Source organism: Nonomuraea lactucae (genome assembly GCF_003313395.1).
Lineage (GTDB): Bacteria > Actinomycetota > Actinomycetes > Streptosporangiales > Streptosporangiaceae > Nonomuraea > Nonomuraea lactucae.
Genome location: NZ_QNFZ01000166.1, coordinates 1 through 14,100 on the forward strand (window position 1 = coordinate 1; position 14,100 = coordinate 14,100).

Annotated in this window: 14 protein-coding genes and 1 riboswitch; of the genes, 8 read left to right on the plus strand and 6 right to left on the minus strand. The window is 70.7% G+C overall.

Annotated features, from left to right (window positions below; all coding sequences use genetic code 11):
* Nucleotides 1-36 precede the first annotated feature (36 nt).
* Nucleotides 37-114 carry a 50S ribosomal protein bL37 gene (locus DQW85_RS48170; RefSeq protein WP_372513659.1) on the minus strand — a complete coding sequence of 26 codons (78 nt, stop codon included), beginning with the start codon at nt 112-114 and terminating at the stop codon, nt 37-39.
* 182 nt (nt 115-296) lie between these two features.
* Here DQW85_RS48170 and DQW85_RS11105 point away from each other — a divergent pair, with 182 nt between their 5' ends.
* From DQW85_RS11105 to DQW85_RS11115, 3 genes are all read left to right on the plus strand, one after another.
* The gene (locus tag DQW85_RS11105; protein ID WP_113700261.1) at nt 297-1,076 is read left to right on the plus strand and encodes a DeoR/GlpR family DNA-binding transcription regulator; all 780 of its coding nucleotides are present in this window, start codon (nt 297-299) and stop codon (nt 1,074-1,076) included.
* A complete protein-coding gene (gene galT / locus DQW85_RS11110) occupies nt 1,073-2,155 on the plus strand; it encodes a galactose-1-phosphate uridylyltransferase (protein ID WP_113700262.1) in 1,083 nt (360 codons plus the stop codon). Before DQW85_RS11105 ends, galT begins: the two co-directional genes overlap by 4 nt.
* 70 nt (nt 2,156-2,225) lie before the next feature.
* Nucleotides 2,226-2,365: riboswitch (cyclic di-AMP (ydaO/yuaA leader) on the plus strand.
* Nucleotides 2,366-2,370: 5 nt separating this feature from the next.
* Nucleotides 2,371-3,324: a coiled-coil domain-containing protein gene (locus DQW85_RS11115; protein WP_113700263.1), complete on the plus strand. Its 954-nt coding sequence runs from the start codon at nt 2,371-2,373 to the stop codon at nt 3,322-3,324.
* 110 nt (nt 3,325-3,434) lie between these two features.
* Here DQW85_RS11115 and DQW85_RS11120 read toward each other — a convergent pair whose 3' ends face one another.
* On the minus strand, nt 3,435-4,739 hold the full coding sequence (locus DQW85_RS11120; protein ID WP_113700264.1) for a M50 family metallopeptidase: 1,305 nt from the start codon (nt 4,737-4,739) through the stop codon (nt 3,435-3,437).
* Nucleotides 4,740-4,897: 158 nt separating this feature from the next.
* Between DQW85_RS11120 and DQW85_RS11125 the strand changes: the two genes are divergently transcribed.
* On the plus strand, nt 4,898-5,503 hold the full coding sequence (locus DQW85_RS11125) for a response regulator transcription factor (protein ID WP_113700265.1): 606 nt from the start codon (nt 4,898-4,900) through the stop codon (nt 5,501-5,503).
* A 217-nt stretch (nt 5,504-5,720) separates the two neighbouring features.
* On the opposite strand, the gene DQW85_RS11130 is transcribed toward DQW85_RS11125, so the two are convergent.
* A complete protein-coding gene (locus tag DQW85_RS11130; RefSeq protein WP_113700266.1) occupies nt 5,721-6,836 on the minus strand; it encodes a PP2C family protein-serine/threonine phosphatase in 1,116 nt (371 codons plus the stop codon).
* Nucleotides 6,837-6,954: 118 nt separating this feature from the next.
* Here DQW85_RS11130 and DQW85_RS11135 point away from each other — a divergent pair, with 118 nt between their 5' ends.
* A complete protein-coding gene (locus tag DQW85_RS11135; protein WP_113700267.1) occupies nt 6,955-8,184 on the plus strand; it encodes a GNAT family N-acetyltransferase in 1,230 nt (409 codons plus the stop codon).
* 113 nt (nt 8,185-8,297) lie between these two features.
* Entirely contained in the window at nt 8,298-8,444 is a 147-nt protein-coding gene (locus DQW85_RS44390; RefSeq protein WP_162794896.1) for a hypothetical protein, read from the plus strand.
* A 16-nt stretch (nt 8,445-8,460) separates the two neighbouring features.
* Here DQW85_RS44390 and DQW85_RS11140 read toward each other — a convergent pair whose 3' ends face one another.
* The gene (locus DQW85_RS11140; RefSeq protein ID WP_113700268.1) at nt 8,461-8,931 is read right to left on the minus strand and encodes a ribose-5-phosphate isomerase; all 471 of its coding nucleotides are present in this window, start codon (nt 8,929-8,931) and stop codon (nt 8,461-8,463) included.
* 104 nt (nt 8,932-9,035) lie between these two features.
* On the opposite strand from DQW85_RS11140, the gene def reads away from it, so the two are divergent.
* On the plus strand, nt 9,036-9,521 hold the full coding sequence (gene def / locus DQW85_RS11145; RefSeq protein ID WP_113700269.1) for a peptide deformylase: 486 nt from the start codon (nt 9,036-9,038) through the stop codon (nt 9,519-9,521).
* Nucleotides 9,522-9,574: 53 nt separating this feature from the next.
* Here def and DQW85_RS11150 read toward each other — a convergent pair whose 3' ends face one another.
* The gene (locus DQW85_RS11150) at nt 9,575-10,978 is read right to left on the minus strand and encodes an aldehyde dehydrogenase family protein (protein ID WP_113700270.1); all 1,404 of its coding nucleotides are present in this window, start codon (nt 10,976-10,978) and stop codon (nt 9,575-9,577) included.
* A gap of 200 nt (nt 10,979-11,178) precedes the next feature.
* Nucleotides 11,179-11,802: a mycothiol-dependent nitroreductase Rv2466c family protein gene (locus tag DQW85_RS11155; protein ID WP_113700271.1), complete on the minus strand. Its 624-nt coding sequence runs from the start codon at nt 11,800-11,802 to the stop codon at nt 11,179-11,181.
* 90 nt (nt 11,803-11,892) lie between these two features.
* Between DQW85_RS11155 and pepN the strand changes: the two genes are divergently transcribed.
* Nucleotides 11,893-14,100, plus strand: a 2,208-nt coding sequence (gene pepN / locus DQW85_RS11160) for an aminopeptidase N (RefSeq protein WP_113700272.1), incomplete at its 3' end; no start/stop codon positions are given.

Genomic DNA, 14,100 nt, shown 5'->3' on the forward strand with positions numbered 1-14,100 from the left:
CGGCCCGGTCGCCGTCGGCGCCGCCTCCCGGCGCCGTCAGCGCGCCGTGGGGCGCTTGCCGTGGTTGGCCTTCTTCTTCTTGCGTGCCCTACCCTTGCGTGCGCGCCTTGCCATGGGATCTCCTCGCTGTGATGTCCGAGGTACGGCCTGCGTTCCCCTGTCCTTCCAAGCTTCCTTCCGAGGTTCCTTCCAAAGGTCTCTCGTCCGCGCCGACGAGACAAGTGGGCCGCGCGACCTAACATTCCCCAACATGAGCGTGTCATAATTTGGTGGAATCTGTTGGAAGGAGTGGGGGCGTGCTGGCACAGCAGCGGCAGCAGGCGATCCTCGAACGCGTGCGCAGCAACGGCGGCGTCCGGGTGGCGGAGCTCGTGCGCGAGCTCGGCGTGTCCGACATGACGATCCGCCGCGACCTCGAAGTCCTCGCCGAGCGCGGCCTGCTCGCCAAGGTGCACGGCGGCGCGACGGCTCTCGGTCCCGGGTCCACCGAGGAGCCGGGGTTCACCGCCAAGTCGGCCCGCCAGCAGCCGGAGAAGGAGGCCATCGCGCGCCGCGCCGCCGAGCTCGTACGGCCGGGCACCGCCGTGGCGCTCTCGGCCGGCACCACCACGTGGGTGCTGGCCCACCACCTGGTCGCCGTGCCCGAGCTGACGGTGATCACCAATTCGATGCCCGTCGCCGACGTCTTCCACCGCAACCCGCGCGCCGACCGCACGGTGGTGCTCACCGGCGGCGTCCGCACCCCTTCGGACGCCCTCGTCGGCCCGGTCGCGGTCGCCGCGATCCGCCGCCTGCACGTCGACACGCTCTTCCTCGGCGTGCACGGGATGAGCGTGCGGGCCGGGTTCACCACGCCCAACCTGCTGGAGTCGGAGACCGACAGGGAGCTCGTGGCAGCGGCACGCCGCCTGGTAGTCCCGGCCGACCACACGAAATGGAACACGGTCGGCATCAGCACGATCGCCGAACTGACCGAGGCCGACGTGGTCATCAGTGACGACGGACTGGCCGAGGAAGCACGTACCGAACTGGCCGAGAGGGCCGGCGAGCTGATCATCGCGGAGGGGTCGCCGTGAAGCGCACCATCACCCACCTGGCCGACGGCCGGGAGCTGATCTACTTCGATCGGCGCGACGACGCCGACCGGAGTGCGATCGACCGGCGGCCGCTCGACCCTCCACCCCCGGCCTCGGAGCTGCGCTACGACCCGCTGACCGAGGAGTGGATCGCGGTGGCGGGGCACAGGCAGACGCGCACGTTCATGCCTCCGGCCGACGAGTGCCCGCTCTGCCCGTCGTCCGGCACGCGGGCGTCGGAGATCCCGGCGCACGACTACGACGTCGTGGTCTTCGAGAACCGCTTCCCCTCCTTCTCCCGGAATTTCGGTACGTACGCCGAGGTGGGGGGTCTGAGCGAGGTGCGGCCGGGAGTGGGGCGCTGCGAGGTGGTGTGCTTCACCTCCGACCACTCATCGTCGTTCGCGATGCTCTCCGACGCCCAGGTGGAGCTCGTGATGGACGCCTGGGCCGACCGTACGGCGGAGCTGTCCGCGATCGAGGGCGTGGAGCAGGTGTTCTGCTTCGAGAACCGCGGCGAGGAGATCGGCATCACCCTGACCCACCCGCACGGGCAGATCTACGCCTACCCCTACGTGACCCCCCGGACCAGGACACAGCTCGGCGCCGCCTCCCGGCACGCCGCCAGGCACGCGGGCCGCAACCTCTTCGCCGACGTGCTGGCGGCCGAGCGCGCCGCCGGCACGCGGGTGGTGGCCGCCAACGAGCTCTGGACCGCGTTCGTGCCCGCCGCGGCCCGCTGGCCGTTCGAGGTGCACATCTACCCGCACCGGCAGGCGCCCGACCTCGCGGCGCTGTCGGAGGAGGAACGCGCGGCCTTCGCCCCGCTCTACACCTCGGTGCTGCGGGCGTTCGACGGCCTGTTCGGGGTGATCATGCCGTACGTGTCGGCTTGGCACCAGGCGCCGGTGCGCGAAGGGCGTGATCTGGGCTATCTTCACCTGGAGCTGTTCAGCATCAGGCGCGCGCCCGGGAAGCTGAAGTACCTGGCAGGGTCGGAGTCGGCGATGGGCGCGTTCGTCAACGACGTGCCGCCGGAAGAGGCGGCCCGCATGCTTCGATCACAGGTAGATCACTAATTGGTTTCTACTTGGACTCGCATGACTTGCGATTTACTGTTACTGTCCCTTTTGCACCGGCCGAAAGGCCGGTGCGCCAACGCCTAATCCTGGGCGCGTCGCCCGGGAGCCGGGGACCCAAGCACCTGGGGTGAATCCACGTCCGTGGTAGGGAAGCGACTCCCCTCCCGAACCCGTCAGCTAACCCGGTCGGCAGGAGGGAGAGGAATTCCTACGTGGCGGCTGCGTCCCCCGCGCGTCTTGCCGTCGGTCTCGTCATCGCCGCCGCCGTGGTCTCCATCCCGGCCCCCGCGACGGCCGCGCCGAAACCCGACGAGTCCCGGCTCCGTACCGAGCTGAAGAACCTGAACACCAGAGTCGACGGGCTCATCGAGAAGTACAACCTCAAGCGGGTCGAGCTGGCCGAGGCGCGGAAGGCGTCGCAGGCGGCCACCGAGCGGCTCGCGACCGCCGAGCAGGCGCTGGCGGTCGCCGAGAAGCGGGTCGCCGAGATCGTCCAGATGGGCTACCAGGGCGGCGGCGCCTCGTTGCCCACCTTCATGCTCCCCCTCACCGGCGTCGGCAGCGCTGTGCTGGAGCAGCTGATCACCGAGCAGCAGGCGGTCGTGAACAGCGTCACCGCCATCCGGGACGAGAAGAAGAAGGCCGCCGACGAGACCGCCGCGCTCGCGGCCCAGATCCGCGCCGACACGGCCGCCGTGGAAGGGCAGCGCGACGAGGCCCAGGACGTCATCAAGGACATCGAGAAGAAGCTCCAGGACCTCGTGCCCGTCAGCTCGGGCCGCCGTTCGGACGGCAGCTGGGCGCCCCAGCTCCCCTCGGGCGACGACCACATCACGCCTCGCACCCGGGCCATGCGCGAGCTGATCAAGAAGAACTTCGCGCTGCCGTTCACGGTCGGCTGCTTCCGCTCGGGTTCGAGCGGCGAACACCCCCTCGGCAGGGCCTGCGACTTCATGCTCAGCTCAGGTGGCACCATGCCGGCCACGGTCAACCAGGTGCTGGGCGACCGCATCGCGGCCTGGGCCGTGGAGAACAAGGCCAAGCTGGGCGTCAAGTACGTGATCTGGAAGCAGCGCATCAACCACGGGTCCGGCTGGAACCCGATGGGCGACCGGGGCAGCATCACCGAGAACCACTTCGATCACGTGCACATCTCGATGTACTGAGGGTCACCATGGCCGCGGAGGTCGGCTTCCGGTATGCCCGACCGTGGTGTCCACACCGATGTCGAGGGCGAACGAGCTGACATCGCCGGCCGGGACTTCAGTCGGAGGCGTCAGCCGGTGAGCCGGAGCGGGTTGAACAGGTCCGCGTAGAGCAGGAGGCCGGCCATGATGATCATCATGATGGCCAGCGCGTACGTGAGCGGCAGCACCTTGGCGATGTCGACGTAGCCGGGCTCGGGCCGTCGCATGATCTTGGCATAGGCCCGCTTGATCCCCTCCCATAGGCCGCCGGCGATGTGGCCGCCGTCGAGCGGGAGCAGCGGGATGAGGTTGAACATGCCGATGGCCAGGTTGAAGCCGGCCAGCAGGTTCACGAAGAAAATGATCTTCTTCTCGCCGGTCAGGTCAGAGGCGAGGATCTCGCCGCCCATGCGGCCCGCGCCCACGATGCCCACCGGGCCCTCGGGGTCGCGTTCGGCGCCGGAGAAGGCGGCGTTCCAGACGCCGACCATCTTCTCCGGCAGGTGGAACAGGGACAGGGCCACCCTGCCGGTGAGCTCGCCCATGTAGCCGACGACCTGCCCCATGCTCTGCCGCTGTATGACCTCGGTCGGCAGGACGCCGAGGAAGCCGACGTTCTTCTCGATGATGGCCGGGTCGTCGGGCTTGGGCCGGTCCTGGGCGATGAGCGTGGCGGGGAGCGTCAGAGGCTTGCCGTCGCGGACGACTCCGATCTGGGCGGCGCCGGGACCGTGCGCGCGGATCAGGCGGGTGGCGTCCTCCCATGAGGCGATCGGCCGGCCGTTGAACGAGACGATCCTGTCGCCCGGCTTCATGCCGGCCTTGGCCGCCGGAGTGGGCTGGTCGCCGGGCCTGCAGTCGGCGCGCTTCTCCGCGACCGGGATGACGCAGGTGTTGGTCTGCGGGGAGACGATCGGGGCGAGCGTGGGCACGCCGATGCCGACCAGCAGGATCGAGAAGAACACGAACGCCAGCACGAAGTTCATCAGCGGGCCGCCGGACATGACGATGATCTTCTGCCACCACTTCTTGCGGTAGAAGACGCGTTCCTCGTCGCCCGGCCGCACCTCCTCGAGCGCCGCCTGCCGGGCGGCGTCGATGAGTCCCTGGAACGGGCCGGTGGAGGCGCCGCGGAGCTTCGTGGGATCGTCGCCCGGGCGCGGCGGCAGCATGCCGATCATCCTGATGTAGCCGCCCAGCGGGATCCACTTGATGCCGTATTCGGTCTCGCCCCGGCGGATGGACCACGCCGTCGGACCGAAGCCCACCATGTACTGGGTCACCCTGACCCCGAAGCGCTTGGCGGGCACCAGGTGGCCGAGCTCGTGCAGTGCGATGGACGCCATCAGCCCGATGAGGAAGATGACCAACCCCGCGACGTACAGCCAATCCATAGAGGCGCGCTCCAGGGTAAGCGGAAGGTCCTGACAGCCCTCAAGACTAGTCGAACTCTCCACACCTGAACGGCTTGCGCCCGCTTTGCGGAATCGACAGACTGCGTTGACAGTACGCGATCACACGATCACCCTGGGGCATGAGAGAAGGGAGCGCCTTGATCCGGATCCTGGTCGCCGAGCACCTGCCGCTCGTACGGCGGGGCCTTGTCGCCTCCCTCGACGCGGAGCCCGACCTGCGCGTCGTGGCCGAGGTGGGTGACGCCGCCGACCTCGTTCCGGCGGCGCTGGCCTGCCGGGCCGACACCGCGGTCGTCGACCTGGACCTGCCCGGCACGGGTGGCGTGCCGGCCGTCGCGCGGCTGCGGGAGCACGCGCCGGGGTGCCGGGCGCTGATCCTGTCCGCCCAGCCCAACCCCGGCCAGGTACGCCGGGCGCTGGCGGCGCACGCGCTCGGCTTCATGAGCCTCGACATCGCCCCCGAGCAACTGGCCGAGGGCCTGCGGCAGGTCGCGGCCGGGCGCCGCGCGGTCGACTCGGAGCTGGCGGTCGCGGCCCTGCAGTCGGCCGCCAACCCGCTGACCCGGCGGGAGCTGGACGTGCTGCGGATCGCGGCCGAGGGGGCCCGGTCCACGGAGATCGCCGACCAGCTCTTCCTGTCGGTGGGCACCGTGCGCAACCACCTGTCGCGGATCATGTGCAAGACCGGGGCGCGCAACCGCATCGACGCCGTACGGATCGCCAGCGACTCCGGCTGGCTGTGACCGCGGCGCCCCGTCGTATGGGGCTGGGCTCCAGAAGCCGGACCCCGGAAGAAGCCGCGCCGCTCCGCCGGGGCCCGGGTCATGGGCGAGCCGACAAGAGCATCTCAGGGGTCCGGTGGGCGGGCCAGTGACCGTGTTCACCATTCGTGTGTGATCGGCGCACGGTCCGACCCGTGTGGTTCGTAACGGCTGACATCGGAAGGGCCTCGCAGCGCCGTCAGGGGCGCCAGACGAGCACCAGCGCGCAGTCGTCGTTGTGCCCGGACGCCATGGCGTTGACCAGTGCCCGCGCCCCGTCGCGGAACCCGGACGGCAGCAGCCGCTCCGCCTCCCCCAGCAGCTTGTCGAGCCCGGCGTCGATGTCGCGGCCCGGCTGCTCGATCAGCCCGTCGGTGTAGAGCAGCAGCGCGTCGCCCTTGCGCAGGGTGCCGCTGTCGGGCTCGCAGTGCAGGTCGGGGACGACACCGAGGACGACGCCCTTGGCCGAGGCGACCTGCCAGCTCCCGGTGCCCGCGTCGAACTTCACCACGGGCGGGTGACCGGCCGACGTGATCGTGTAGTCGCCGCTGGCCAGGTCGAGCCGGACGTGCACGGCGGTCACGAAGCCCTCGTCGCCGCGCTGCCGGTGGAGGTAGGTGTTGCAGGCCGGCAGGAAGTCGTCGGTGGAGCCGAGCAGGCCGCCGAACGTGCCCGACAGCATCAGCGCCCTGGTGCCCGCGTCGACGCCCTTGCCGGACACGTCGACCAGGGCGACGTCCACCCGGTCGCCGTCGCGCATGGAGACCAGGAAGTCGCCGCCGAACGAGGAGCCGCCCGCCTGCTTGAGCACCACCCGCGCGCCCCAGTCCTTGGGCAGCGGCGGCAGCTCGCCCTGGCTCTTGAGCCGGTCGCGCAGCTCCAGCAGCATGGCGTCGCCGCGCAGCCCCTGCACGCCGAGCTTGCCGCGGGTGCGGGCCATGAGCGCCGCCAGCACGGTCGTGAAGCCGATCGTCACCATGAGCCCGACGCCGATGCCGCCCGCGCCCAGGGTGAACGCGATGTAGCCGAGCGCCACGGCGACCGCCGTGAGCAGCTTGGCCAGGCTGCTCAGCCGCAGCTGGAGGCCGCCCACGAGGGTGATGAGGATGAGCAGCGACGGCGAGAACCACTCGGTCGACACCCGCGCGGCGAGCACGCCCACCAGGAGGGTCAGTATGATCAGCGTGACCGTCAGGTTGCGGTCGCGGGCCAGGAGCCCTCTGCGGAGAAACCGCACGGCGGTCACCAGCAGCGGCACCCGCACGAGAAGCGCGCGGAGCCGTGGCGGGATCAGCGGCGCCGGACGGGAAGTCATGATGCGCCTGACTGTATCGGTCTGGCACACCTTTGGGCATCCCACTTGACCAATACCTTGATCATTAAGCACGGATATTCGGTGGCCGTCCCCCTTTGCCCGCTCCTACCGTGGACGGATGAGCCATACCATCCGCCCGATCGCCGAGGCCGAGTGGCAGTCGTTCGCAGACGTGCTCAGCGAGGGATTCGGCTGGACCCCCCACCCTGACCAGCTGGCACGTTTCAAGGCGGTGACGGAGTTCGACCGGACGCTCGCCGCTTTCGACGGCGACACGATCGCGGGTGTCACCTCCGTCTTCAGCCTCACCATGACGGTCCCCGGCGGGCAGCTCCCTGTCGCGGGCGTGACGGCCGTCAGCGTCCTGCCCTCCCACCGCCGCCGCGGCGTCCTGTCGGCGCTGATGCGCAGGCAGCTCGCCGACGTGCGCGAGCGCGGTGAGAGCGTCGCCGCCCTGTACGCCTCCGAGGCCGCGATCTACGGCCGCTACGGGTACGGCGGCGCGGCCGCCCAGCTGTCGTTCCGCGTCGGGACGAGGGGCACGGACTTCGTGGCGGACGCGCCGCGGGACCCGTCGCTGCGGCTGAGGGTCGTCAGGCCCGCCGAGGCACGCGGCGACTACGAGCGGCTGTTCGCGTCCGTGGCTCCCCTGCGACCGGGGCGCTACCTGCGAAGCAAGGGTGTCTGGGACAGCGTGCTGGCCGACGAGGAGCCCGACCACGAGGGCGCCGGGCAGCTGCGCTCGATGGTCGCCGAGGACGACCGGGGCGTGCGCGGCTACGCGCTGTTCCGGATCAAGGCGTCCTGGGACGACGACGGGCTGCCCGACGGCGAGCTGAGGCTGAAGGAGCTGGAGGCCGCCGACCCGGCCGCGTACGCGCTGCTGTGGCGCAGCCTGCTGGACCGCGACCTGGTCTCGCGGGTGGAGGCGGGCGGCAGGCCGGTGGACGACCCGGTCCTCGCGCTGCTGGCCGACCCGCGGCGGCTGCGCGCCGGCTGGTCCGACGAGCTGTGGGTGCGCCTGGTTGAGGTGGACAGGGCGCTGACGTCGCGCTCCTACTCCGCGCCCGTGGACGTGGTGATCGATGTCGAGGACGAGGTGTGCCCGTGGAACGCGCGCCGCTGGAGGCTCACGGCCGACCCTGCGGGCGCGGAGTGCAAGCCGGTCGACGACGAGCCCGACGTGTCGCTGCCGGTCTCGGCGCTCGGCTCGGCCTACCTCGGCGACGGGCTGCTCGCGACGAGGCTGGACGCGGGGCTGCTGCGCGAGCACTCTCCGGGCGCGGTGCGGGCGCTGGCCACGGCCATGTCGTGGCACCCGAAGCCGTGGGCCGGGCTGGTGTTCTGAGGCGGGGCCGGCGTTCCCACGCGGCGGCCGGCGTTCCAGCCCGGCGGCCGGCGTTGTGACGGCGGCGCCCGGGTTCCGGCGCGGCGATCGGCGTTCTGACGTAGCCTCGCGGTATGGCGCTGCAGAGTATGCAGATCACGGCGATCGTCGCGATGCGGGCCCGTGACGTGTCGAGACCGTCGAAGGAGCAGCAGGAGGCCGCCGACAGGCGGCCTCTGCGCGACGAGACGCCCAGGCGCGAGCCGAGACGCCGCACCTGAGCGGCCCGTCGATCGCTCAGCCGGGCAGTGAGGGGAGCTGGCCGATCGTCTCGTAGGCCGACACCTGCGCGATGCGGCGGCTGTGGCGCTCGGCGCCGGAGAACGGCGTGGTCAGGAAGACCTCGACGAACCTGGTCGCCTCCTCGGTGGAGTGCATGCGGGCGCCGACGCTGACCACGTTGGCGTTGTTGTGCTCGCGGGCGAGCCGGGCCGTGTCCTCGTTCCACGCCAGGGCGGCGCGGATGCCGCGCACCTTGTTGGCGGAGATCTGCTCGCCGTTGCCCGAACCGCCGATGACCACGCCCAGGCTGCCCGGGTCACCGGCGACGCCCTCGGCCGCGCGCAGGCAGAACGCCGGATAGTCGTCCTCGGCGTCGTAGACGAAGGGACCGCAGTCGGTCACCTCGTGGCCGTGGTCCTTCAGCCAGGACACCAGATGGTTCTTCAGCTCATAGCCGGCATGGTCGGCACCGATGTAGACGCGCACGCGCCCAGTCTTCCACAGCGCCCGCCGGAGGGGTCCAGACCGGCCGCGCGCTGGCTAGAGTAAGGACTCCACTTGTTCGCCAGTCCTTACGGAGTAGAGCACCCATGCGAGAGATCCGCGTGATCGGCGAGCCGGTCCTGCGCACGCCCGCCGAGCCGGTGGAGGGCTTCGACCGGGAGCTGCGCCGCCTCATCGACGAGATGTTCCAGGCGATGTACGCGGTCAACGGGGTGGGCCTGGCCGGTCCGCAGGTCGGCGTCTCGCGGCGGCTGTTCGTCTACGACATCGGCGGTCGCAAGGGCCACGTGGTCAACCCGGTGCTCACCGTGGACGACGAGGAGGAGGTCCTCGACGAGGAGGGGTGCCTGTCGGTGCCCGACCGGCAGAGCGGCCTGCCCCTCTACGCGCCGGTCGCCCGCGCCTCCGGGGTGACGGTCGAGGGCTTCGACCGGCTCGGCCGCCCGCTGCGGCTGCGCGCCCGCGGCTCGCTGGCGCGCTGCTTCCAGCACGAGACCGACCACCTCGACGGCAGGCTGTACCTCGACCGGCTGCCCAAGAACGAAGCACGCAAGATCATGCTCAAGGCGTAGCGGCGCGCCGGGGCGGGTGATCGTCCGGGTACGGCCCTGCCGCGCGCTGGATGCTAGAGCTGCAGCGCCTTGACCTCCAGGTACTCCTCGAGGCCGTGCTCGCCCAGCTCGCGGCCGATGCCCGACTGCTTGTAGCCGCCGAAGGGGGCGGCGGGGTTGAACCTGCCGCCGTTGATCATGACCTGGCCGGTGCGGAGGCGGCGGGCGACGGCGACCGCGCGTTCGTCGGTGCCGGCCCAGACGGCGCCCGAGAGGCCGTAGCGGGTGCCGTCGGCGATGCGCACCGCCTGGTCCTCGCTGATGTAGGGGATGATCGACAGGACCGGGCCGAAGATCTCCTCCTGCTCGATCGTCATCCCCGGCTCCACCCCGGCGAAGACCGTCGGCTCCACGTAGTAGCCGCGCTCGTGGGGCCGATCGGTGCCGCCCGCCACCAGGCGGGCGCCCTCCTCCTGGCCCCGGTTGACGTAGCGCACGACGCGGTCGCGCTGGGCGGCGGAGACGAGCGGTCCGATCCGGGTGGTCTCGTCGAACGGGTCGCCGACGGTGTAGCCGCGCGCGGCCTCGACGGACAGGCGGACGGCCTCGTCGTACTGGTCTCGGTGGACGATCATGCGCGTCCAGGCCGAGCAGGTCTGGCCGGCGTTGATGAAGCAGTTGGCGACGCCCGCCTTGACGGCCACGCCGAGGTCGGCGTCGGGCAGGATGATGTTGGCGGACTTGCCGCCCAGCTCCAGCGCGACCCGCTTGACCGTCTCCACGGCGAGCGAGGCCACCCTGCGGCCCGCGGCCGTCGAGCCGGTGAAGGAGATCATGTCGACCTCCGGGTGCGCGGCCATCGCCTCGCCGACCACCGGGCCACGCCCGCTGACCAGGTTGAACACGCCCGGGGGCAGGCCGATCTCGTGCAGGACGTCCGCCAGCGCGTACGCGGCGAGCGGCGCCACCTCGCTCGGCTTGAGCACGACCGTGCAGCCGGCGGCGAGGGCCGGCGCCACCTTGCAGATGATCTGGTGGAGCGGGTAGTTCCACGGCGTGATCGCGGCGACCACGCCGACCGGCTCCTTGAGGAGGAGGGAGTTGCCGGTGCGCGACTCTCGCGGGTGGCTCTCGGCCAGCCGGGCGTAGGAGGCGAGCACCCCGGCGGGCATCAGCGTCTGCACCTTGCGCGCGAACCCGATGGGCGCGCCCATGTCGGTCGAGATCGTCCTGGCGATGTCGTCGGCGCGCTCCTCGATGAGTTGGGCCGCGGCGGACAGGAGCTTGGCGCGTTCGGCCGGATCGGTGGCGGACCAGGAGGGGAAGGCTCCGCGCGCCGCCAGCACGGCGGCCTCCACGTCGTCGGGGGCGCCCGCGGGCACCCTGTCGATGATCTCCTCCGTGGCCGGGTTGACGACGTCGATCGCCTCACCCGAGACCGAGGCGGTCCAGTGTCCGCCGATGTACAGCCTGCGCATGGCCCCCATCCTCGCGCGCCCGCCATCACAAAGCGAGACCGGGCGCATGACTCACCGACGTCAGCGAAGAAGTGCTCCCAGCAGAGTACGGTCATGCGCGCGGAAAAGAGGTGCGTTGTCGCAGATCTTCGCCGATCCGTTCAGCCGATCCGTTCGGCCGACGCGTTGCCGACGTGTTCAGTCGACTTCAGTCGACGCGTTCAGTCGAACCGGGGCTCGCGGGTCCGGGAGCGCTTCAGCTCGAAGAAGTCCTCGAACGCGGTCACCAGGAGCACGCCGTCCCACATGCGGCCCGCCTCGTCGCCGCGCGGGACGCGGGTGATGACCGGGCCGAAGAAGGCGTTGGCGCCGGCCCGGACAACGGGCGTGCCGACCTCGAGGCCGACGAGGGACATGCCCGCGTCGTGGGAGGCGCGGACCACCTCGTCGTACTCCTCCGACTCCATGGCGTCGGCGAGCTTCAGGTCGAGGCCCGCGGCTTCGAGCGCCCGCTCCGCGGTCTCGCGCAGCCGGTCGGGGCGCTTGCGCATGCCCTCGTTGTGCAGGCGGGTGCCCAGCTCGGTGTAGAGGGGGCCGACGACGTGGTCGCCGTACTTCTGCTGGGCCGCGACGACGACCCTGACGAGTTCGATGGCCCTGGCGTGGCGCCGGCGGTAGTCGTCGGAGACGTCCTTCCGGCCCTCGTTGAGCAGGGTCAGGCTCATGACGTGCCAGCGGGGCTCGATCGACCGTACCTTTTCCACTTCGAGGAGCCATCGTGAAGTGACCCAGGCGAAGGGGCAGAAAGGATCGAACCACAGATCGACAGGGGTCTTCTCAGTCATGTCGCGTCATAACCTGGGTGGGTCCGTGTCCTATTCCGAGCGTGGCAGGATACCGACGACCCCGACGAAGTGGTGGAAAAGGAGCAGAACTTGGCAGGCAACCTGACCCGGGATGAGGCTCGCGAGCGGGCCAAGCTGCTGAAGGTCGAGTCGTACGACGTCCAGCTCGATCTGACGGAAGGCGAGGAGCGCTTCGAGAGCGTCACCACCGTCCGCTTCGCCAGCACCCGCCCGGGGGCGTCCACCTTCATCGACCTGCACGGCGCCCGCGTGCGCAAGGTGACGCTCAACGGCGAGAACCTCGACGTCTCGGCCTACGACGCCGGCACGGGCCGCTTCCCGCTCCCGTCGCTGGCCGAGTCCAACGAGCTGCGCGTCGACGCCGACTGCAGCTACATGCGCACCGGCGAGGGCCTGCACCGTTTCGTCGACCCGGTGGACAAGAAGGTCTACCTGCACAGCCAGTTCGAGACGGCCGACGCCCACCGCATGTACGCCTGCTTCGACCAGCCCGACCTCAAGGCCACCTTCAAGCTGACCGTGCTGGCCCCGTCCGACTGGGAGGTGGTGTCCAACGCGGCCGCCTCCTCGGTGGCGGACCTGGGCGGGGCGGGCGGCAGGCACGGGGCCGTCGTGGCGGCCAGGCGGTGGGAGTTCCCGCCCACGCCCGTCATGTCCACGTACATCACCGCGCTGGTGGCCGGGCCGTACCACAAGGTCACCTCCGAGCACGACGGCATCCCGCTGGGCATCTACTGCCGCACCTCGCTGGCCGAGCACCTCGACGCCGACAACATCTTCGAGGTCACCCGGCAGGGCTTCGACTTCTTCCACGAGGTGTTCGGCGTCCGCTACCCGTTCGGCAAGTACGACCAGCTGTTCGTGCCCGAGTTCAACGCGGGCGCGATGGAGAACGCCGGCTGCGTGACCTTCCTGGAGGACTACGTCTTCCGCTCCCGGGTCACCGACGCCGTGGTGGAGCGCCGGGCCGAGACCATCCTGCACGAGATGGCGCACATGTGGTTCGGCGACCTCGTCACCATGCGCTGGTGGGACGACCTGTGGCTGAACGAGTCGTTCGCCACCTACATGTCCGTGCTGGCGCAGGCCGAGGCCACCCGCTGGGGCAAGGGGGCGTGGACCACGTTCGCGAACGTGGAGAAGTCCTGGGCCTACCGCCAGGACCAGCTTCCCTCCACCCACCCGATCGCCGCCGACATCCCCGACATGCAGGCGGTCGAGGTCAACTTCGACGGCATCACGTACGCCAAGGGCGCCTCCGTGCTCAAGCAGCTCGTCGCCTACGTCGGCCTGGACAACTTCCTGGCGGGCGTGCGCGACTACTTCAACGAGCACGCCTGGGGCAACACCGAGCTGAAGGACCTGCTCAACGCGCTGGAGCGGACCTCGGGGCGCGACCTGTCGTCCTGGTCGAAGGAGTGGCTGGAGACCGCCTGGGTCAACACGCTGCGCCCGTCGTTCACGGTGTCGGCCGACGGCCGCTTCGAGAGCTTCGAGGTGTTGCAGGAGGCGCCGGCCGACTACCCGACGCTGCGCTCGCACCGTGTCGCCATCGGCCTCTACTCGCTGGCCGACGGCGTGCTGGCGCGTACCAAGCGGGTCGAGCTGGACGTCGTGGGCGCGCGCACCGCCGTGCCCGGGCTGGTCGGCGAGGAGCAGCCCGACCTGGTGCTGATCAACGACGACGACCTGACCTACGCCAAGATCCGTCTGGACGAGCGGTCGCTGCGCACGCTGGTCGACGGCGGCATCGCCGCCTTCACCGAGTCCCTGCCGCGCGCCCTGTGCTGGTCGGCGGCCTGGGACATGACGCGTGACGGCGAGATGTCCACCCGCGACTACGTCAGCCTGGTCGTCTCGGGCGCCGGCACGGTCAAGGACATCACGGTCCTGCAGGCGGTGCTGCGGCAGGCGCGGCTGGCCGTGCAGCAGTACGCGGACCCACGCCGGCGGGCGGAGGGCCTCGCGCTGCTCGCCCGGGAGCTCAGGTCGCTGCTCGCGGCGGCCGAGCCGGGTTCGGACCACCAGCTCGCCTTCCTGCAGGCGTTCGCGCCCGTGGCCACCTCGGACGAGGACCTGGCCCTGCTGGGGAGCATCCTGGACGGCTCGGCGGTGCCCGAGGGCCTTACGGTCGACACCGACCTGCGCTGGACGCTCCTCCACGCGCTCGTCTCGGGCGGCGCGCTGGGCGAGGCCGAGATCGAGGCCGAGCTCCAGCGCGACGCCACCGCCACGGGCGAGCGGTCCGCGGCGCTGTGCCGCGCGGCCGTGCCGACC

Coding starts and splice junctions, on each gene's coding strand:
- DQW85_RS48170 (WP_372513659.1), bottom strand. CDS start 114: ATGGCAAGGCGCGCACGCAAGGGTAGGGCACGCAAGAAGAAGAAGGCC.
- DQW85_RS11120 (WP_113700264.1), bottom strand. CDS start 4,739: ATGGATTGGCTGTACGTCGCGGGGTTGGTCATCTTCCTCATCGGGCTG.
- DQW85_RS11130 (WP_113700266.1), bottom strand. CDS start 6,836: ATGACTTCCCGTCCGGCGCCGCTGATCCCGCCACGGCTCCGCGCGCTT.
- DQW85_RS11135 (WP_113700267.1), top strand. CDS start 6,955: ATGAGCCATACCATCCGCCCGATCGCCGAGGCCGAGTGGCAGTCGTTC.
- DQW85_RS44390 (WP_162794896.1), top strand. CDS start 8,298: ATGGCGCTGCAGAGTATGCAGATCACGGCGATCGTCGCGATGCGGGCC.
- def (WP_113700269.1), top strand. CDS start 9,036: ATGCGAGAGATCCGCGTGATCGGCGAGCCGGTCCTGCGCACGCCCGCC.
- DQW85_RS11150 (WP_113700270.1), bottom strand. CDS start 10,978: ATGCGCAGGCTGTACATCGGCGGACACTGGACCGCCTCGGTCTCGGGT.
- DQW85_RS11155 (WP_113700271.1), bottom strand. CDS start 11,802: ATGACTGAGAAGACCCCTGTCGATCTGTGGTTCGATCCTTTCTGCCCC.